The organism is Stenotrophomonas sp. Steno-Z1 (assembly GCF_056393175.1).
Map to the genome: position 1 here is coordinate 1,000,572 of NZ_JBWJPB010000001.1, position 16,095 is coordinate 1,016,666.

General features: G+C 66.3%; 15 protein-coding genes. 7 read left to right on the forward strand and 8 right to left on the reverse strand.

Annotated elements, in window-relative coordinates; translation table 11 throughout:
• Nucleotides 1-4 precede the first annotated feature (4 nt).
• Complete coding sequence (locus tag AC06FD_RS04350) at nt 5-970, reverse strand: AraC family transcriptional regulator (protein WP_478077062.1); 966 nt, start codon at nt 968-970, stop codon at nt 5-7.
• Between the two features lie 104 nt (nt 971-1,074).
• Here AC06FD_RS04350 and AC06FD_RS04355 point away from each other — a divergent pair, with 104 nt between their 5' ends.
• On the forward strand, nt 1,075-2,319 hold the full coding sequence (locus AC06FD_RS04355) for an MFS transporter (protein WP_478077063.1): 1,245 nt from the start codon (nt 1,075-1,077) through the stop codon (nt 2,317-2,319).
• Between the two features lie 219 nt (nt 2,320-2,538).
• Nucleotides 2,539-3,222: a thermonuclease family protein gene (locus AC06FD_RS04360; protein ID WP_478077365.1), complete on the forward strand. Its 684-nt coding sequence runs from the start codon at nt 2,539-2,541 to the stop codon at nt 3,220-3,222.
• Between the two features lie 5 nt (nt 3,223-3,227).
• Here the strand turns inward: AC06FD_RS04360 and AC06FD_RS04365 are convergent, their stop codons facing one another.
• The 4 genes from AC06FD_RS04365 to AC06FD_RS04380 are packed head-to-tail and all read right to left on the reverse strand — an operon-like array spanning nt 3,228 to nt 7,044.
• Entirely contained in the window at nt 3,228-3,590 is a 363-nt protein-coding gene (locus AC06FD_RS04365; RefSeq protein ID WP_259203105.1) for a hypothetical protein, read from the reverse strand.
• Between the two features lie 54 nt (nt 3,591-3,644).
• A complete protein-coding gene (locus tag AC06FD_RS04370; RefSeq protein WP_259203102.1) occupies nt 3,645-3,770 on the reverse strand; it encodes a hypothetical protein in 126 nt (41 codons plus the stop codon).
• Complete coding sequence (locus AC06FD_RS04375; protein ID WP_478077064.1) at nt 3,767-4,897, reverse strand: PepSY-associated TM helix domain-containing protein; 1,131 nt, start codon at nt 4,895-4,897, stop codon at nt 3,767-3,769. The genes AC06FD_RS04370 and AC06FD_RS04375 overlap by 4 nt, the downstream gene beginning before the upstream one ends.
• Nucleotides 4,898-4,905: 8 nt before the next feature.
• On the reverse strand, nt 4,906-7,044 hold the full coding sequence (locus AC06FD_RS04380; protein WP_478077065.1) for a TonB-dependent siderophore receptor: 2,139 nt from the start codon (nt 7,042-7,044) through the stop codon (nt 4,906-4,908).
• 58 nt (nt 7,045-7,102) lie between these two features.
• On the opposite strand from AC06FD_RS04380, the gene AC06FD_RS04385 reads away from it, so the two are divergent.
• Nucleotides 7,103-7,417: a helix-turn-helix domain-containing protein gene (locus tag AC06FD_RS04385; protein ID WP_478077066.1), complete on the forward strand. Its 315-nt coding sequence runs from the start codon at nt 7,103-7,105 to the stop codon at nt 7,415-7,417.
• A gap of 11 nt (nt 7,418-7,428) precedes the next feature.
• Here AC06FD_RS04385 and AC06FD_RS04390 read toward each other — a convergent pair whose 3' ends face one another.
• The 3 genes from AC06FD_RS04390 to AC06FD_RS04400 are packed head-to-tail and all read right to left on the reverse strand — an operon-like array spanning nt 7,429 to nt 10,364.
• Entirely contained in the window at nt 7,429-8,427 is a 999-nt protein-coding gene (locus AC06FD_RS04390) for an NADP-dependent oxidoreductase (protein WP_478077067.1), read from the reverse strand.
• On the reverse strand, nt 8,424-9,206 hold the full coding sequence (locus AC06FD_RS04395) for an SDR family NAD(P)-dependent oxidoreductase (RefSeq protein WP_478077068.1): 783 nt from the start codon (nt 9,204-9,206) through the stop codon (nt 8,424-8,426). Before AC06FD_RS04395 ends, AC06FD_RS04390 begins: the two co-directional genes overlap by 4 nt.
• Nucleotides 9,207-9,266: 60 nt before the next feature.
• Nucleotides 9,267-10,364, reverse strand: coding sequence for an alkene reductase (locus AC06FD_RS04400; protein WP_478077069.1), 1,098 nt, complete (start codon nt 10,362-10,364; stop codon nt 9,267-9,269).
• A 166-nt stretch (nt 10,365-10,530) separates the two neighbouring features.
• On the opposite strand from AC06FD_RS04400, the gene AC06FD_RS04405 reads away from it, so the two are divergent.
• From AC06FD_RS04405 to AC06FD_RS04420, 4 genes are all read left to right on the forward strand, one after another.
• Nucleotides 10,531-11,112 (forward strand): TetR/AcrR family transcriptional regulator, encoded by a 582-nt coding sequence (locus tag AC06FD_RS04405; protein WP_259203090.1) that lies wholly within the window; start codon nt 10,531-10,533, stop codon nt 11,110-11,112.
• Between the two features lie 89 nt (nt 11,113-11,201).
• Nucleotides 11,202-11,828, forward strand: a complete 627-nt coding sequence (locus tag AC06FD_RS04410) for a TetR/AcrR family transcriptional regulator (protein ID WP_478077070.1) — start codon at nt 11,202-11,204, stop codon at nt 11,826-11,828.
• Between the two features lie 65 nt (nt 11,829-11,893).
• The gene (locus AC06FD_RS04415; RefSeq protein WP_478077071.1) at nt 11,894-13,006 is read left to right on the forward strand and encodes an efflux RND transporter periplasmic adaptor subunit; all 1,113 of its coding nucleotides are present in this window, start codon (nt 11,894-11,896) and stop codon (nt 13,004-13,006) included.
• Nucleotides 13,003-16,068, forward strand: coding sequence for an efflux RND transporter permease subunit (locus AC06FD_RS04420; RefSeq protein WP_478077072.1), 3,066 nt, complete (start codon nt 13,003-13,005; stop codon nt 16,066-16,068). The genes AC06FD_RS04415 and AC06FD_RS04420 overlap by 4 nt, the downstream gene beginning before the upstream one ends.
• Nucleotides 16,069-16,095 lie beyond the last annotated feature (27 nt).

The following is a 16,095-nucleotide window of genomic DNA, read 5'->3' on the forward strand; positions in this document are numbered from 1 at the left end:
CCCCCTATGGCGAGGCCAGGGCGCGGCCGCGCCGGGTCGCGCCAGGCGAGCGCCCCATGACGCGCTTGTAGGCACGACTGAACGCGGCCTGCGACGCGTAGCCCAGGCGCTCTGCCACTACCTCGATGGACAGGCGCTGGTGGGTCAGCCATTGGCTGGCCAACTGCATGCGCAGCTCGGTCACGTAGCGCAGCGGCGCGGTTCCAATGACGGTCTGGAACCGGTCTGCAAACACAGAGCGTGAGATGTTGGATTCTGCCGCCAGCGCGTCGACGGTCCAGTCACGCCCCGGGTCTTTATGTAACGCAAGCAACGACAGCGACAGGCGCGGGTCGCGCAGGGCCATGACCAGGCCGGATGCGCCGTCGCAACCGCGCTCGACCCAGTCACGGACGATCATCGCGGCCACTGCATCCGCCAGCCGGGCGAGTATGCCTGCATAGCCGATACGCCCGGAGCACACCTCGCGCTTCATCGCATCGACCATCGGCAACAGCCCAGGGAACTGCGTGGCGTTGCCATCGCACACCATCACCGCCGGCATCACCTTGCTCAACCCTTGCATGCCGCCCAGATCGAACACCATGCAGCCGTGGAAGAGCACCGCGCTTGGCACGGCGTGCGTGCTCGGGCAGGTGTCGATCCCGCTCACCGCGTCACCCAATGGGGCTGCGTCGATCGTGTCCAGGCACTGGACGGGATGGTCCTCGCCCGACAGCAACGCGTGTTCGTCTCCGCGGGGAAGCAGCACGACATCCCCGGCGGATAGACGGTGTTGGCTGCCGTCCGCGCCACGAAGAATCGCCGTACCCACTGCGAGGTAATGGAAGTAGGCATGGCCCGGCTTCGGGGGAAATCCAAGGCCAAAGCGCGGTCCGGTCTGGATGCGCCGGTACTGAACGCCGTGGAGCCGCATGCCGGTCAGCAGTTCGCTGATCAGATGGGTGGGCTGGGGAGCAGCAGGGCGCATCGAGAGGTTCCGGGGTTTCGATCAAAAATACAGGTCAGGAAATCATAGATCATCCTGAAGTGGCTCCCTAGACTCTCGGCTGCACGATTGCACTGGGATCTTTGATGAGCAATGACGTAGTTGATGCCGCAGGCGCACCGGATGCCGTGGACTGGGATAGCGGGGAGCCTTCTTCCCCGGCGTGGGTGGCGGTGTTTTCGCTGGCCATGGGTGTGTTTGGGCTGCTCACGGCCGAATATCTGCCCGCCAGCCTGTTGACGCCGATGGCGGCGGACCTGGGGGTATCGGAGGCGCTGGCCGGGCAAGCCGTGACGGTGACTGCGGTTGTGGCTCTGTTCGCCGGCCTGCTGGTGCCGCGGCTGACCCGCTCGATGGACAGGCGCCGGGTGCTGCTGGGTTTCACCGGCCTGATGATTCTCTCCAACGCCCTGGTGGCGCTGTCGTCCAGCATGGGCGTCCTGCTGGTGATGCGCGTTCTTCTGGGCGTCGCGCTGGGCGGTTTCTGGAGCATGGCAGCGGCGGTGGCCATGCGGTTGGTGCCGCCACAGCGCGTGCCTCGCGCGCTCTCCGTCATCTTCAGCGGGATTGCGGTCGGCACGGTGGTGTCCGTTCCCTTGGGGAGCTACCTCGGCGGGCTGCTGGGCTGGCGCAGCGCCTTCTGGGCTGCGACGGCGGTAGGTGGACTCACGTTTGCGTTCCAGTGGTTCACGCTGCCCCGGATGGCCCCGCGCAAGGCGGCAGTCCCCGAGTCGGTGGTGACGCTCCTGCGCCGGCCAGGCGTTGCGGTCGGCATGCTGGGCTGCGTCCTGGCGCACACCGGGCAGTACGCGCTTTTCACCTATATCCGCCCAACGTTGGAGAGCCTGGGGCAGATGAGCGCTGATGGCCTGGCGCTGATTCTGCTCGGGTTCGGTGTGGCGAACTTTGTGGGCACGCTCCTGGCCGGCTGGCTCATGGAGCGTAGTTTGAAAGTCACGTTGGTGATCATGCCTGCCCTGGTGGGCGCAGCCGCGCTTGGCATGCTGCTGTTGCCGGTGGGCGTTGGCGGACTATCGATCCTGGTCGCGCTCTGGGGCCTGGCCTTCGGTGGCGTGCCCGTGGCCTGGTCGAGCTGGGTCGCGCGTGCGGTGCCTGACCAGGCCGAGAGTGCCGGCGGGATGGTGGTGGCTGCGGTGCAGTCTTCCATCGCCGCGGGCGCCGCCTTGGGCGGGCTGGTGTTCGGGCTGGGGGGCATCGTCGCAGTGCTCACCGTTGCGGCGGCGGTAATGCTCCTCGCCAGCCTCCTCATTGCGTTGCGAGTGAGGGTGAGCGCGCCGACATTGTCGGCGGGTCCGGCGTTTCATATTTAGTCGGACATTGGCGTCCAGGGTGGCTGCGTGATCGCCACGCAGGCCTTGGAGCCACTACGTTGTTGTAGAAGACACCGACGGCGACCACGTCAGGAACAGACGTCGGGATGGAATGACTGTCGATGTGGTCGGCGTCCTTTCGCCACTTCCGCTAAAGTGCTCGCCCCTGTTTTGACTGGCGCTCGCACCCGAGCGTGCGCTTGGAGGACGTCGTTGTTGATGGTGTGGAAAGGTCTGGTGGTGTTGCTTTTGATGGTTGCGTCGGTTCCTGGTGTGGCGGCAGAGCTGGTCGGCCGCGCGACGGTCACGGACGGGGACACCCTCACTCTGGCGAAGCAGCGCATCCGCCTCTGGGGCATCGATGCGCCGGAAAGCGCCCAGCAATGCACCGCCAAAGACGGGCGTTCCTGGCCCTGTGGACGGCGGTCTGCCGCCGCGCTGGACGCGTATCTGCTGGACCAGACCGTGCGTTGCAAGCCCAAGGACACCGACCGCTACGGCAGGGTGGTGGCGGAGTGCTTTGTTCAAGGGGCGTCGGTCAATCGGTGGATGGTGCGCTCCGGTTGGGCGGTCGCCTATCGCCAATACGCCACGGCATTCATCGCAGACGAAGCCGACGCGCGCCAGCACCAGCGGAACCTCTGGCAGGGGCGGTTTCAGATGCCAGCGGACTTTCGTCGCGGCAAGCGTGACCAGGCGTCACCACGAACCCCGGTGGCCGCGCAGCCGGCGCCGGGCGGATGCCGCATCAAGGGCAACATCTCCCAGCAGGGCAAGAAGATCTACCACGTGCCGGGCCAGCGGGACTACGCGCGTACGAGCATCGACCCGAGCCGCGGCGAGCGCATGTTCTGCAGTCCTGGGGATGCACTGCGAGCAGGGTGGCAGCCGGCAAAGCGCTGAGCGTCTCACGACCTCCCATGCAGGCGGCGGCGCAGCGCGCCCGCCGCCGCCGCGATAGCCATCGCAGGCAGCGCCAGCACCAATGCGTACACCAGCCCGGCCAGCAGCAACGGGCCAACGCCAGACGTCACGGCCACCACCGGCACCTGCAGCGCGATGAGCAGCAGCCCCCAAAGCCATGCCCGTCGGGGAAAACAGGCGCCTAGAACGGCGGCGATGCCCAGTGCGATGGGATAGACGACGGTCCAGAACGCAGGCGCGTCCCACGGCTCGCCCCCCGGTGTCCGCCAAGCCACCAACACCCAGAAGACCACGCCGACCTTGAGCGTGACAGCGCTTGCTGCCAGAAAATTTCCCGTCATCCGCATCGTTGCTCTCCCGCACGTACAGGCAGCATGCCATCGTTCGACGGGCGAGTGCGTCTACTTCATGGCCTCAAGCGGCACCAGCGATGCCCAAACCAGCAACAGGGCCAGCCACAGCCAGCGCCAGCGACCCATGCCTTGCCACGCCGCGCGCCAAGGGCCGGGCAATTTTTCAGGACTCATGCCTGCCGCCTCTTTGCTTTTGATCGCAGCGCGTCCACTGTGCGAAGCCCGTAGAGATACACGCCGGTAAAGCACAGCCCGGTCAGCAGCGTGCCGGCCAGCAACCAGAGCAGTCGGATCGGCCAGCCACCGAAGCTGCCGAAGTGCAGGGGATCGGCCATTTCGGCGATGCGCTGATGGACCCCCAGCGCACGGCCGTCATGCATGCCGATCACGCGCCCGGTGTGCAGGTCCACGGCGATGTTGTTCGCCCGCTCCCGCACCAGCCAGGCGTCGGCCTCGCCCAGGAAGAGGATGCTCCCGCCATCGCGCGCGGGGATGGCGCCGAGGATCTCCAGGCGAGGCCATTGCTGGCGGACGGTCTGCACTGCGGCGTCGACGGCGGCCGGGTCTACGGCACCAGCGCGGTCATCGCCCTTGGCCAGTCGCAGGGTCGGCGCGGCCGGTGCATCGCCGCCGAGCGATTCGATCAGGTACCACGCCCCGGTCAACCCGATCAGCAGCAGAAACCAGAGTGACCATACCCCGGCCAAGCGATGGACATCGCCCCACAGGCGGCGTGGTCGTGAGGGGTCGGGCCGTTTGAAGAAACCGCGCCACCACTTCTTGTAGATGTACAGGCTGCTCAACAGCGACAGCAGCAACGGGATGGACAGAGAGGCCACCAGCGGCACGCCCCAGGCCACCGGCAGCATCAGGTGGCGGTGGGTGTTGCGCAGCAGCCGTTGCGTATTGAACCAGCCCGTGTCGCCGGTCACCTGCGCGGTATACGGGTTCACCCAGACAAAGCGCCGCTTGCCATCGGGCAGGCGCATCTGCGCGCGCGCCGCAAACAGGCGGGTGTGGCCGGCCGTGATGCCTTCCAGCTCCCAGTCCGGATGTGCCGCCTGTGCGGCGTGGATGATGGGCCCCCAGCCGGCGGGCTCACCGCCGTCTGCCACGCGCATGGGCGCGTGCAGCAGCCAGTCGATCTCCTGCGAGAACACCGCCAGCGTGCCGGTGAGGCAGACAAAGCCCATGAACAGGCAGAGCTTCAGGCCCAGCCAACTGTGCAGGTCGAACCACAGCCGGCGGCTACTCCCACTACGCGCCGGGCGGTCAGGATGCGCTGGCGTAGGCTGGCGCATGGGCGGGCTCAGAAGGCGTACGCCGCTTGCACGTAGACGCGGCGCGGTTCACCCGGGAAGTGGCCGGTGCGCTCGGTGAACCCACTGGCGGCATAGACCTTGTCGAAGAGGTTTTTGACGTTGGCCTGGAACTGCCACTGCTGCCACTGGGTCTTCCAGCTCATATCGAACACGGTGTACGGCTTCACCCGCTGGCCATCCAGGCTGACGCGCTCATCCACGTAATCGGCCCCAAAACCAATGGCCGAATGGATGGCCGGCAGGTCATAGCGCGTCCACAGGCCAAGTTTGTTCTGCGGCGCGTTGGCGAAGCGGTCGCCGGAGGCATTGGTGATGCCGTTGCTGCCGGCATCCTTTACCCGGGCATCGTTGTAGGCGTAGGTCAGGTTGAGCACCCAGCGGTCGGTCACATCGGCCAGCAGATCCAGCTCCATGCCCGTGCTGCGCACCAGGCCCAGGGCGGCCAGTTGGTTGACGCCGTCCACGATCTCACCGGTGGCCTGCACGATATTGCTGCGGTCGATCCGATACGCCGCCAGGTTCAGGGTGACGCGCTCGGCCAGCAGGGACTTCAACCCCACTTCCCATTGTTTGCTGCGCTCGGCATCGAACGGGCCGCCCGCCTCGGCGCTCTGGTTGGCCGCGCTCTGGGGCATGAAGCCGCTGGCGATGTTGGCGTAGAGATTGACGCCTTCCCGCACGGTGTACGTACTGCCCAGCCGCCAGCTGATGTCGTTGCCATCCACGGCGGTGCCGGCAATGCGGTCATCGTCCTTGAAGCCATCCCAACGCAGTCCGGCCAGCACATGCCAGTGCGGGGTCAGGGTCAGCTCATCCTGCAGGTAGCCGCCATAGCGCTTGCTGCGCGTGCTCGTGCTGCGCCAGGGCAGGGCGGCCAGGTTGTAGTCGCGCCACGAACTTGCGCCATACACCGGGTTGAACAGGTCGATGCCGGGCACCGGGCCGGCACCCCGGGCCAGGTCGGCGCTGTTGGCGGTCTGCGCGGTGAAGTCGGCATCCTGCTGGTACACATCGGCGCCGAACAGCACCTTGTGCTCGATGCTGCCGGTGCTGACGCGCCACACGGCGTTGGCGTTGGCGGTGAATGCATCGTTGTCGCGGATCTGGTTGCGTAGCTGGCGGGTCATCCACTCGGGCACGCCGTCGCGGTTGCGGTCGATCAGCCCCATCGGCTCGTGGTAGATCTGGTGCTCGTTGTTCTCGAACCAGCGCGCACCCACATCCACGTCCAGGTGGGTGCTGGGCGAGAAGCGGTACTGCGCCAGCGCCACCTTGGCACGCATGTCGAGGAAGTCCGTGGCTTCGTTGTGGTTCCAGCGCCGGTCCGTGAGAAAGCTGGCGTTGTCGTCCACCGGCACGCCACGCAGGCGGTTGCCGCCCAGGTTCTGGGTGATGTCGGTGAACTGCAGGGTCAACTCGCCGGTGTCGCCCACGTCGAAAGCCAGCGATGCATCCCCGATCACGCTCTCACTGTCCGCGTTCCAGCGCACGCCCTGTTCGGTGTCGCCGTACAGCCCGGCGCGGTAGCGCACGCTGCCGGTGGCGTTCATCGGCCCGGTGGCCTCGATCGATGCAGCCCGGAAATCATTGTTGCCGGCCTGCAGTTCGATGCGGCGCTCGGGCGTGGCTTTGGGCTTGCGCGTCACGTAGTTGATGACGCCCCCGGCATCGCCACCGCCATACAGGGCGCCGGCCGGTCCCTTCAGGACTTCCACGCGCTCGATGTTGAACAGCTGCGGCACCGAAAAGCCGGCATAGGGGTCGCCGCGCAGGCCGTCATACAGCACGTTTTCCTGGCGGAAGCCGCGCAGGGTCACGCCGGCATAGCTGAAGAAGCTGATGCCGCTGATGCTGCGGTACAAATCGGTGATCTGGCGGGCCGCCTGGTCTTCAATCAGCTCACGCGGCACCACCTGGATGGACTGCGGCACCAGCGCCAGCGGCGTATCCGTCCGCGTGCCCACCGTGGCGTCGTCCACCCGGTAGAGGGTCTGGGCGCGGCCGAGTACCTGCACTGCGTCGAGTTGCTGCACGTCGGGGGAGGAGGGCGGAGCGGCGTGGGCCGCAATGCAGGCCAGGGTGAGGGACAAGCCCAGGGCAGAGAAATGAAGCGACGGGCGGGTCATCGGGGTGGGATGGGGGTAGGTGCGAATGAGAAATATTAACATGTAGGGCGGATGGGTGTTGGCGGCTGGGTCTGAGATCGCCAACCGCCTCAAGGCGTGCCGGCTCGAGCAGGGCCTGACTCAACGCGCGTTGGGGGTGCGTGTGGGATTGCCAGAAGAGGTTGCGGGCGTTCGCAGCAACCGGTACGAGCGGGCCGTGCACAATTGCGACATCGAGACAGCGCAGAAGATTGCGCGTGCCCTGGGCGTTTCCGTCGCCTATCTGTTTGCTGAAACCGACCAGCTTGCCGAGCTCATTGATGAGTTCGGCAAACTGTCTGGCAAGGCGCAGGACGCGTTGCTTCCGGACGTGCGGCGCAAGGCGACGAGATAGCGCGCCCCTGCTTACAGCTCCACCACCACTTTGCCCTTCGCCCGCCCACTCTCCACATACGCCAGCGCGCCCTGGGTGTCCTGGAACGGAAACACCCGGTCGATGACCGGTGCGAGTGCGCCGGACTCGACAAGCGAGGTGATGGCGCTCAGTTGCGCCCCGTCGGCCCGCATGAAGACGAAGGTATACGTGACCGCCTTCTTCCTGGCCTTGCTGCGGATGCCATGGCTGAGCAGGCGCATGACCTGCTTCAGCGGCCAGGCCAGTCCACGCGCGGCGGCGAAGGCGGGCGTGGGCGGACCCGAGATGGAGATGAGGTGGCCACCCGGCTTGAGGATCTGCAGCGAGCGCTCCAGTTCCTCCTTGCCCAGGCTGTTGAGCACCACATCGTAGTCGTGCAGTGCCGTGGCGAAATCCTGCTGCCTGTAATCGATGACCACATCCGCGCCCAGCGCCTTCACCCACGCCACGTTGGGTGTGCTGGTGGTGGTGGCGACGAACGCGCCAAGGTGCTTGGCCAGCTGGATCGCCACGGTGCCGACGCCGCCAGAGCCGGCCTGGATGAAGACCTTCTGCCCAGCCTTCAGTTGGGCGGTTTCGACCAGGGCCTGCCACGCGGTCAGCGCGACCAGGGGTAGCGAGGCGGCCTCCACCATGGTGAGGTTGCCGGGCTTGAGTGCCACGGCGGCGCCGTTGACGGCGATGAACTCGGCGAACGTCCCGATGCGGTCATCGTCGGGACGTGCGTATACCTCATCGCCCGGTTTGAACTGGGAAACGCCGGCGCCCACACGCTCCACCGTGCCGGCCAGGTCGTTGCCCAGGATCAGCGGCAGGCGATACGGCAGGATCACCTTGAATTCGCCACGCCGGATCTTGGGGTCCAGCGCGTTGACGCTGGCCGCGTGCACGCGGATGAGCACATCGCCGTCGCGCAGCGCGGGCGTTGGCACGTCATCGATGTGCCCCGTTTCGTTCTTGCCATACCGATCGATGAGGAAGGCTTTCATGGGCGATAGCGCTCCGCTGCCTGCGCCTGGCGGATGTCCGAGAGCAGGCCCTGGCGCGATGCCTCCAGCGTGTCCCAGCGTTCGGCCACGTGCAAGGGCGGAATGGTCACGGTCTCGCGGCGATCGAAGCCGACCAGGGCGGCATCCACCAGCTCGCCGACGTCCATCACCTCCGGCAACGTGTTGATGTCGATGCCGGCACGCTCCCAGATCTCGGTGCGGGTGGCTGCGGGCAGCACGGCCTGCACGTAGACGCCCTTGGGCGACAGCTCCAGGCTGAGCCCCTGCGAGAGGAACAGGACGAAGGCCTTGCTCGCCCCGTAGACGGACATGCCGAACTCGGGGGCCAGGCCCACCACCGAGCCGATGTTGACGATTGCGCCTTCGCCGGCGTTGGCCAGCCGCGGGGCGATGGCTGCGGCCAGGCGCGTCAGGGCGGTGGTGTTGAGGGTGACCAGGTGTTCGATGCTGTCGGCCGATTGGTCGGTGAAGCCGCCGGTCTGGGCCATGCCCGCGTTGTTGATCAGGATGCCGATGCGGGCATCGTCGCGCAGGCGGGTTTCCACGGTGGCCAGAGCGGCGCGCTGGGTGAGGTCGGCCGGCAGGACGTCTACGGCGACGCCGGTGTCCTTTCGCAGGCGGGCGGCCAATGTTTCCAGGCGCGCCGTGTCGCGCGCGACCAGCACCAGGTCGTGGCCGCGGCGGGCGAAGCGTTCGGCGTAGACGGTGCCGATGCCGCTGGAGGCGCCGGTGATGAGGACGGTGGGAAGCAGGCTCATGGGGTGTCTCTTGGAATGGGGTGGGCGAACGGGGATGTGCGGCAGGGAGCTGTCGGCGGGTTACTGCGCCGTGGTATCGGTCAACGCGGGATAGTCGGTGTAGCCCGCTGCGCCGCCGCCGTACAACGTGGCGGGGTTCAACGCGTTCAAGGGCGCGCCGGTCTTCAGGCGTTCAACCAGGTCGGGATTGCTGATGAAGGCGCGGCCAAACGCGACGAGGTCCGCCTTGCCTTCGGCGAGGTGTGCGTTGGCCAGGTCCGCGTCGTAGCCGTTGTTGGCCAGATAGGTCCCCTTGAAACGGGCGCGCAGCCCATCGAAGTCGAAGGGCGCCACGTCGCGCGGGCCGCCGGTCGCGCCTTCGACCACGTGCAGGTAGACGATGCCCAGCGCGCTGAGCTGGTCGACGATGTAGTCGTACTGCGGCTGCGGGTCGCTGACCGTGGCAATGGCATTGGCCGGCGAGACCGGGGAAATGCGCACGCCGGTGCGGGCCGCGCCGATCTCTGCGGCCACCGCGGCGGTGACCTCCAGCAGCAGGCGCGCGCGGTTCTCGATGGAGCCGCCGTAGGCATCGGTGCGCTGGTTGGCGCCGTCTTTGATGAACTGTTCGAGCAGGTAGCCGTTGGCACCGTGGATTTCCACGCCGTCAAAACCGGCGGCGATGGCATTGGCGGCGGCCAGGCGGAAGTCGTTGACGAGGGCGGGCAGCTCGTCGATCTCCAATGCGCGTGGTTCGGAGACATCGACAAAGCCGTTGTGGACGAAGGTCTTGGTCTGCGCCCGGATGGCCGAGGCGGACACGGGCGCGGCGTTGCCCGGCTGCAGATCCACATGCGAGATGCGGCCCACGTGCCACAGCTGCACGAAGATGCTCCCGCCACGGGCATGCACGGCATCGGTGACCGCGCGCCAGCCGTCGATCTGGTCCTGTGTGTAGAGCCCCGGCGTGTCCTGGTAGCCCTGGGCCTGCGCCGAGATCTGGGTGGCCTCGGTGATGATCAGGCCGGCCGAGGCGCGCTGGGCGTAGTAGGTGGCCGCAAGCGGGCTGGGCGCCAGGCCCGCACCGGCGCGGTTGCGCGTCAGCGGTGCCATCACGATGCGGTTGGCCAGGGTCAGTGGGCCGAGGGAGTAGGACTGGAAGAGCGGGGAGAGGGTCATGGTGGGTGCGGGGTCGTGTCGAGAAGGAGCGGCCTGCCCGGCGGGGGCTGACCGTAGGTCGCAATGATGATGACCGTCATCTTAGATGTCAACGGTTTGATGATGGATGTCATCTATCGTGATAAAGTGCGCTCCACCAAGGCAACGCGTGAAGAGAGACCGGGTCATGAAGGTCACCAAGGCACAGGCGCAGGCCAACCGGGCGCACATCGTCGACACCGCATCCACGCTCTTCCGGGAGCGCGGCTACGACGGCGTGGGCGTGGCAGATCTGATGGCGGCCGCCGGCTTCACCCACGGCGGCTTCTACAAGCACTTCGGGTCGAAGGCGGACCTGATGGCCGAGGCGGCGAGCTGCGGCCTGGCCAAATCGGCCGACGCCGCGGCCGGCACGGACCGGGAGGGCTTTGTGCGCTATTACCTCTCCCGCGAGCACCGGGACGCGCCAGGCCAGGGCTGCACCATGGCAGCGCTGTGCACCGACGCGGCGCGTCAGCCGGCGGCGGTCAAGGCCGCCTTTGCGGCCGGTATCGAGGCGCAGCTGGCGGCCGCCTCCACCCCGGAAGAGCAGGCCGACACCGCCACCGCCGAACAGGCGCGCGCGCGGCGGATCGCGTTGATGGCGCAGACCGTTGGGGCCATGGTGCTGTCCCGGTCCTGCCCGGACGATTCGGCGCTGGCGGACGAACTCCTGGATGTCTGCCGGGCGGATGTGCTGGCGCGGATGTCAGGGGCGTCCACGCCCTGACGCGGGCCGGACGGGCACCACGCGGCGGTGAACACATACCCGATCGGTCACTATTTGCCCGCTCTATCCCGCAGCGCTACCCTTGCGGCATGTCTATTTCAACCTCCGCAGCGCCCGACACCGGGCGTGGCCCCGCCGAGCACGATGTGCGCACACAGATCATCGAGGCGGCCACGGCGCACTTCAGCCATTACGGCTATGACAAGACCACGGTGTCCGATCTGGCCAAAGCCATTGGCTTCTCCAAGGCGTACATCTACAAGTTCTTTTCCTCCAAGCAGGCGATCGGTGAGGTGATCTGCGCCAACTGCCTCGGCCAGATCGAACGCGACGTGCTTAACGCGCTGGAGGGTGTCCAGGCGCCGCCCGAGCGGCTCAGACTGCTGTTTACCGTGATTGTGGCGTCCAGTCTTCGTCTGTTCTTCCAGGACCGGCGGCTGTATGAAATCGCGGTCGCGGCGGCGACGGACGAATGGCCATCCGTGCAGGCGTACAAGCACCGTATCCACCAACTGGTTGAAGAAATCATCCAGGCGGGTCGTGCTGCCGGGGTGTTCGAGAGCGGGACGCTGCTGGGCAACACCAGCCGCGCCGTCTATCAGGTCCTGGTGCCCTACCTGAACCCGGTGACGCTGCCCCACGTCTCTGCTCTGCATGCCGAAGCACCCGAGGCCCTGTACCAATTGGTCCTGCGGAGCCTAGCGCCGCCGGCATAGTGACTATTGACTGCATTGGTCACTAGGAACAAAATGCGCCCGGATACCTCACTCCGGAAGACCGTATGCGGCGCCGTTTTTTACTCACAGCCATTTCCTGTGTTGTTCCGTTGTCCCTTGTTGCCTGCAGCAAGTCGGGTGAAAGCGACCCCCGAACCGCGCCGCCGATCGTCCGGGTGGCGCAGGTGCAGCCGGGCGCCGGCAACGCGCGCACCTTCACCGGCACCATCGCCGCACGGGTGCAGAGCGATCTGGCCTTCCGGGTCGGAGGCAAGATCACCGAGCGCTACGTTGAGACGGGGCAAGCGGTCAAGCGCGGCGACGTGCTCTATCGGATGGATCCCCTCGACCTGAACCTGGCCGCAGCCTCCCAGCAGCAGGCCGTCATCGCGGCCCGTGCGCAGAGCCTGCAAGCCGCGGCGGACGAAGCGCGCTATCGCGACCTGGCGGCCAAGGGCGTGGTGTCCCGATCGGCCTACGATCAAATGAAGGCGGCGGCAGACGCGGCGTCCGCACAGTTCAAGGCGGCCGACGCCCAGGCCCGGGTGGCACGCAATGCCAGTCAGTACACCGCGCTTGTTGCCGATGCCGATGGGGTGGTGATGACCATTCTGGCCGAGCCCGGCCAGGTCGTGGCGGCGGGACAGACCGTCGCCCGGCTCGCCCGTGCAGGCAGTCGGGAAGCGGTCGTCCAACTGCCCGAGACGCTTCGCCCGCAGATCGGCTCCGTCGCGTCGGCGTCTCCGTTCGGGGCACGCGGCACGATCCCGGCACGGTTGCGCGTGCTCTCCGAGGCGGCAGATCCCACCACCCGCACCTTCGAAGCCCGCTACACCCTGGACGACGGCAACACGGCATTGCCGCTGGGGTCAACGGTGGCCGTCGCGGTTGAAGGCGCCACGGTGGCCGGCGGGGCGGGAGGCGTTGAGGTCCCGTTGGGCGCGGTGTTCGATCCCGGCACCGGGACCGGCGTATGGGTCATCGCAGGCGACCCACTCAACGCCCATTGGACGCCGGTGACGGTCAAGCGGTTGGGTGACGATCGGGCCCTGGTGGAGGGCGCCTTGAAAGCGTCCGACCGCGTGGCGGCGCTGGGCGCGCACCTGCTCCGCGAAGGGCAGGTGGTTCGTCTCGCCGACGCCGTCACGACCACCGCTGGCACGGGAGCTCACCCGTGAGTGGATTCAACCTGTCGGCGCTTGCCGTGCGCGAGCGCGCCATCACGGTTTTCCTGATCTTCCTGGTCTCCGTTGCCGGCATCGTGTCGTTCTTCCAGTTGGGCCGCGCGGAAGACCCGGCGTTCACCGTCAAGGTCATGACCGTGGTGACGGCATGGCCGGGTGCCACGCCGACGGAGATGCAGGACCAGGTCGCGGAAAAGCTGGAAAAACGCTTGCAGGAGCTGCGCTGGTACGACCGCAGCGAAACCTACACGCGTCCAGGCCTGTCGTTCACCACGCTGACCCTGCAGGACGGGACGCCTCCTTCCGCGGTGCAGGAGGAGTTCTACCAGGCGCGCAAGAAGATGGCCGACGAAGCCGCGAACCTGCCCGCAGGCGTGATCGGGCCGATGGTCAATGACGAATATGCCGATGTCACGTTTGCCCTGTTCGCATTGAAGGCGAAGGGCGAACCATTCCGCGCGCTCGCGCGCGACTCCGAGGCGCTTCGTCAGCGGCTGCTGCATGTGCCCGGCGTAAAGAAGGTCAACATCATCGGCGAGCAGTCCGAACGGATCTATGTGGAGCTTTCCCACGAGCGTCTGGCCAACCTGGGGATCACACCGGAAGCGGTGTTCGCGGCGCTGAACGGCCAGAACGCATTGACGCCCGCCGGTTCTGTGGAGGCCAAGGGCCCGCAGATCTTCATCCGCCTCGATGGCGCGCTGGATCAGTTGCGGAAGATCCGGGATACGCCCATCGTGGCGCAGGGCAGGACGCTGAAGTTGCAGGACATCGCCACCGTCAAGCGTGGCTATGAAGATCCGTCGACCTTCATGATCCGCAACGGGGGCGAGCCGGCCATGCTGCTGGGGATCGTCATGCGCGATGGCTGGAACGGTCTGGATCTTGGGGCCTCGCTCGACGCGGAGGTCAAGAAGATCAACGACGGCCTCCCGGTGGGGATGGCCTTGGAGAAAGTCACCGACCAGGCAGTCAACATCAGCGCGTCGGTGGACGAGTTCATGATGAAGTTCTTCGTCGCGCTGCTCGTGGTGATGGTGGTGTGCTTTGTCAGCATGGGCTGGCGGGTGGGCATCGTAGTGGCTGCTGCCGTGCCGCTGACGCTGGCCGCGGTGTTTTTGGTGATGGCTGCCACCGGAAAGAACTTCGACCGTATCACGCTGGGCTCGCTGATCCTGGCCCTGGGGTTGCTGGTCGACGACGCGATCATTGCCATTGAAATGATGGTGGTGAAGATGGAAGAAGGCTACAGCCGGGTCAAGGCATCGGCCTATGCGTGGAGCCATACGGCAGCGCCCATGCTGGCCGGCACCCTGGTGACGGCCGTGGGCTTCATGCCCAACGGTTTCGCCCGATCCACCGCCGGTGAATACACCAGCAACATGTTCTGGATCGTGGGCATTGCGCTGATCGTGTCGTGGGTGGTCGCGGTGTTCTTTACGCCCTACCTCGGCGTGAAGCTCCTGCCTGAACTGAAGGCGGTGGAAGGCGGCCACAGCAGTCTCTACGACACGCCGCGCTACAACCGCTTCCGGTCGATCCTGGCCCGCGTGATTGCGCGCAAGTGGCTTGCTGCAGGGTCGGTGATCGGCCTGTTTGCGCTCTCCGTGGTCGGCATGGGGCTGGTGAAGAAGCAGTTCTTCCCCATCTCCGATCGCCCGGAGGTGTTGGTGGAGGTACAGATGCCCTACGGCACCGCCATCGAACAGACCAGCCTGGCCGCCAGGAAGGTCGAGACGTGGTTGTCCGCACAGAGGGAATCGAAGATCGTCACGGCCTACATCGGCCAGGGCGCGCCACGCTTCTACCTGGCCATTTCGCCGGAACTGCCAGATCCCGCGTTTGCCAAGATCGTGGTCCGCACCGACAGCCAGGAACAGCGCGATGCCCTGAAGGCGAAGCTTCGCCAAGCGGTGGCGGATGGCCTGGCACCCGAAGCCCGCGTGCGCGTGACGCAGCTGGTGTTCGGGCCTTACTCGCCTTATCCGGTGGCGTATCGGGTCAGTGGTCCGGATCCGGATGTCATCCGCGGGATCGCGGCCAAGGTGGAGCAGATCATGCACGCCAGCCCGATGATGCGGACCGTGAACACCGATTGGGGAGTGCGCACGCCAACGCTTCACTTCACGCTGGACCAGGACCGCCTGCAGGCGATGGGCATGACGTCGGCGTCCGTCTCACAGCAACTGCAGTTCTTCCTGAGCGGGGTGCCGGTCACCGCGGTTCGTGAGGACATCCGGACTGTGGAGGTGGTCGCTCGATCCGGCGGGGACACGCGCCTGGATCCGGCGCGTATTGCTGATTTCACGTTGGTTGGGGCCGCGGGCCAGCGCATACCGTTGTCGCAGATCGGTACGGTTGAGGTGCGCACGGAAGAGCCGGTGCTGCGTCGGCGCGACCGTGTGCCGACCATCACCGTGCGGGGTGATATCGACGATGCGTTGCAGCCACCGGACGTATCAGCGGCCATCAGCAAGCAGCTCGAGCCGCTCATAGCGTCGCTGCCCGAAGGGTATGCCATCGCCCAGGCGGGCGCGATTGAAGAATCCGGCAAAGCGATGCGTGCCATGCTGCCACTGTTCCCGATCATGCTGGCGATCACCTTGCTGATCATCATCCTGCAGGTGCGCTCCATCTCCGCCATGATCATGGTTTTCATGACCAGCCCCTTGGGCCTGATCGGCGTGGTACCGACCCTGCTACTGTTCCAGCAGCCGTTTGGCATCAATGCATTGGTTGGACTCATTGCACTGTCGGGCATCCTGATGCGCAACACGCTCATTTTGATCGGCCAGATCCACGAGAACGAAATGGCAGGGATGGCGACTTTCCACGCGATCATCGAGGCGACGGTTCAGCGTGCCCGCCCGGTGATTCTGACGTCCCTGGCGGCGGTGCTTGCGTTCATTCCGCTGACCCATTCGGTGTTCTGGGGAACGCTTGCCTACACGTTGATTGGAGGCACCATCGCCGGCACCGTGATGACGCTGGTGTTCCTGCCGGCGATGTATGCCATCTGGTTCAAGGTGCGGGCGGAAACGCCCTCCGTTGCGTGATTGCGGCCGGGACCTCTTTTATATATG

Excerpts from the sequence above, each read along its gene's own strand:
- AC06FD_RS04390 (WP_478077067.1), bottom strand. The coding sequence starts at position 8,427 with ATGAAAGCCTTCCTCATCGATCGGTATGGCAAGAACGAAACGGGGCAC.
- AC06FD_RS04365 (WP_259203105.1), bottom strand. The coding sequence starts at position 3,590 with ATGCGGATGACGGGAAATTTTCTGGCAGCAAGCGCTGTCACGCTCAAG.
- AC06FD_RS04395 (WP_478077068.1), bottom strand. The coding sequence starts at position 9,206 with ATGAGCCTGCTTCCCACCGTCCTCATCACCGGCGCCTCCAGCGGCATC.
- AC06FD_RS04375 (WP_478077064.1), bottom strand. The coding sequence starts at position 4,897 with ATGCGCCAGCCTACGCCAGCGCATCCTGACCGCCCGGCGCGTAGTGGG.
- AC06FD_RS04405 (WP_259203090.1), top strand. The coding sequence starts at position 10,531 with ATGAAGGTCACCAAGGCACAGGCGCAGGCCAACCGGGCGCACATCGTC.
- AC06FD_RS04380 (WP_478077065.1), bottom strand. The coding sequence starts at position 7,044 with ATGACCCGCCCGTCGCTTCATTTCTCTGCCCTGGGCTTGTCCCTCACC.
- AC06FD_RS04415 (WP_478077071.1), top strand. The coding sequence starts at position 11,894 with ATGCGGCGCCGTTTTTTACTCACAGCCATTTCCTGTGTTGTTCCGTTG.
- AC06FD_RS04410 (WP_478077070.1), top strand. The coding sequence starts at position 11,202 with ATGTCTATTTCAACCTCCGCAGCGCCCGACACCGGGCGTGGCCCCGCC.
- AC06FD_RS04350 (WP_478077062.1), bottom strand. The coding sequence starts at position 970 with ATGCGCCCTGCTGCTCCCCAGCCCACCCATCTGATCAGCGAACTGCTG.
- AC06FD_RS04370 (WP_259203102.1), bottom strand. The coding sequence starts at position 3,770 with ATGAGTCCTGAAAAATTGCCCGGCCCTTGGCGCGCGGCGTGGCAAGGC.
- AC06FD_RS04360 (WP_478077365.1), top strand. The coding sequence starts at position 2,539 with ATGGTGTGGAAAGGTCTGGTGGTGTTGCTTTTGATGGTTGCGTCGGTT.
- AC06FD_RS04400 (WP_478077069.1), bottom strand. The coding sequence starts at position 10,364 with ATGACCCTCTCCCCGCTCTTCCAGTCCTACTCCCTCGGCCCACTGACC.
- AC06FD_RS04355 (WP_478077063.1), top strand. The coding sequence starts at position 1,075 with ATGAGCAATGACGTAGTTGATGCCGCAGGCGCACCGGATGCCGTGGAC.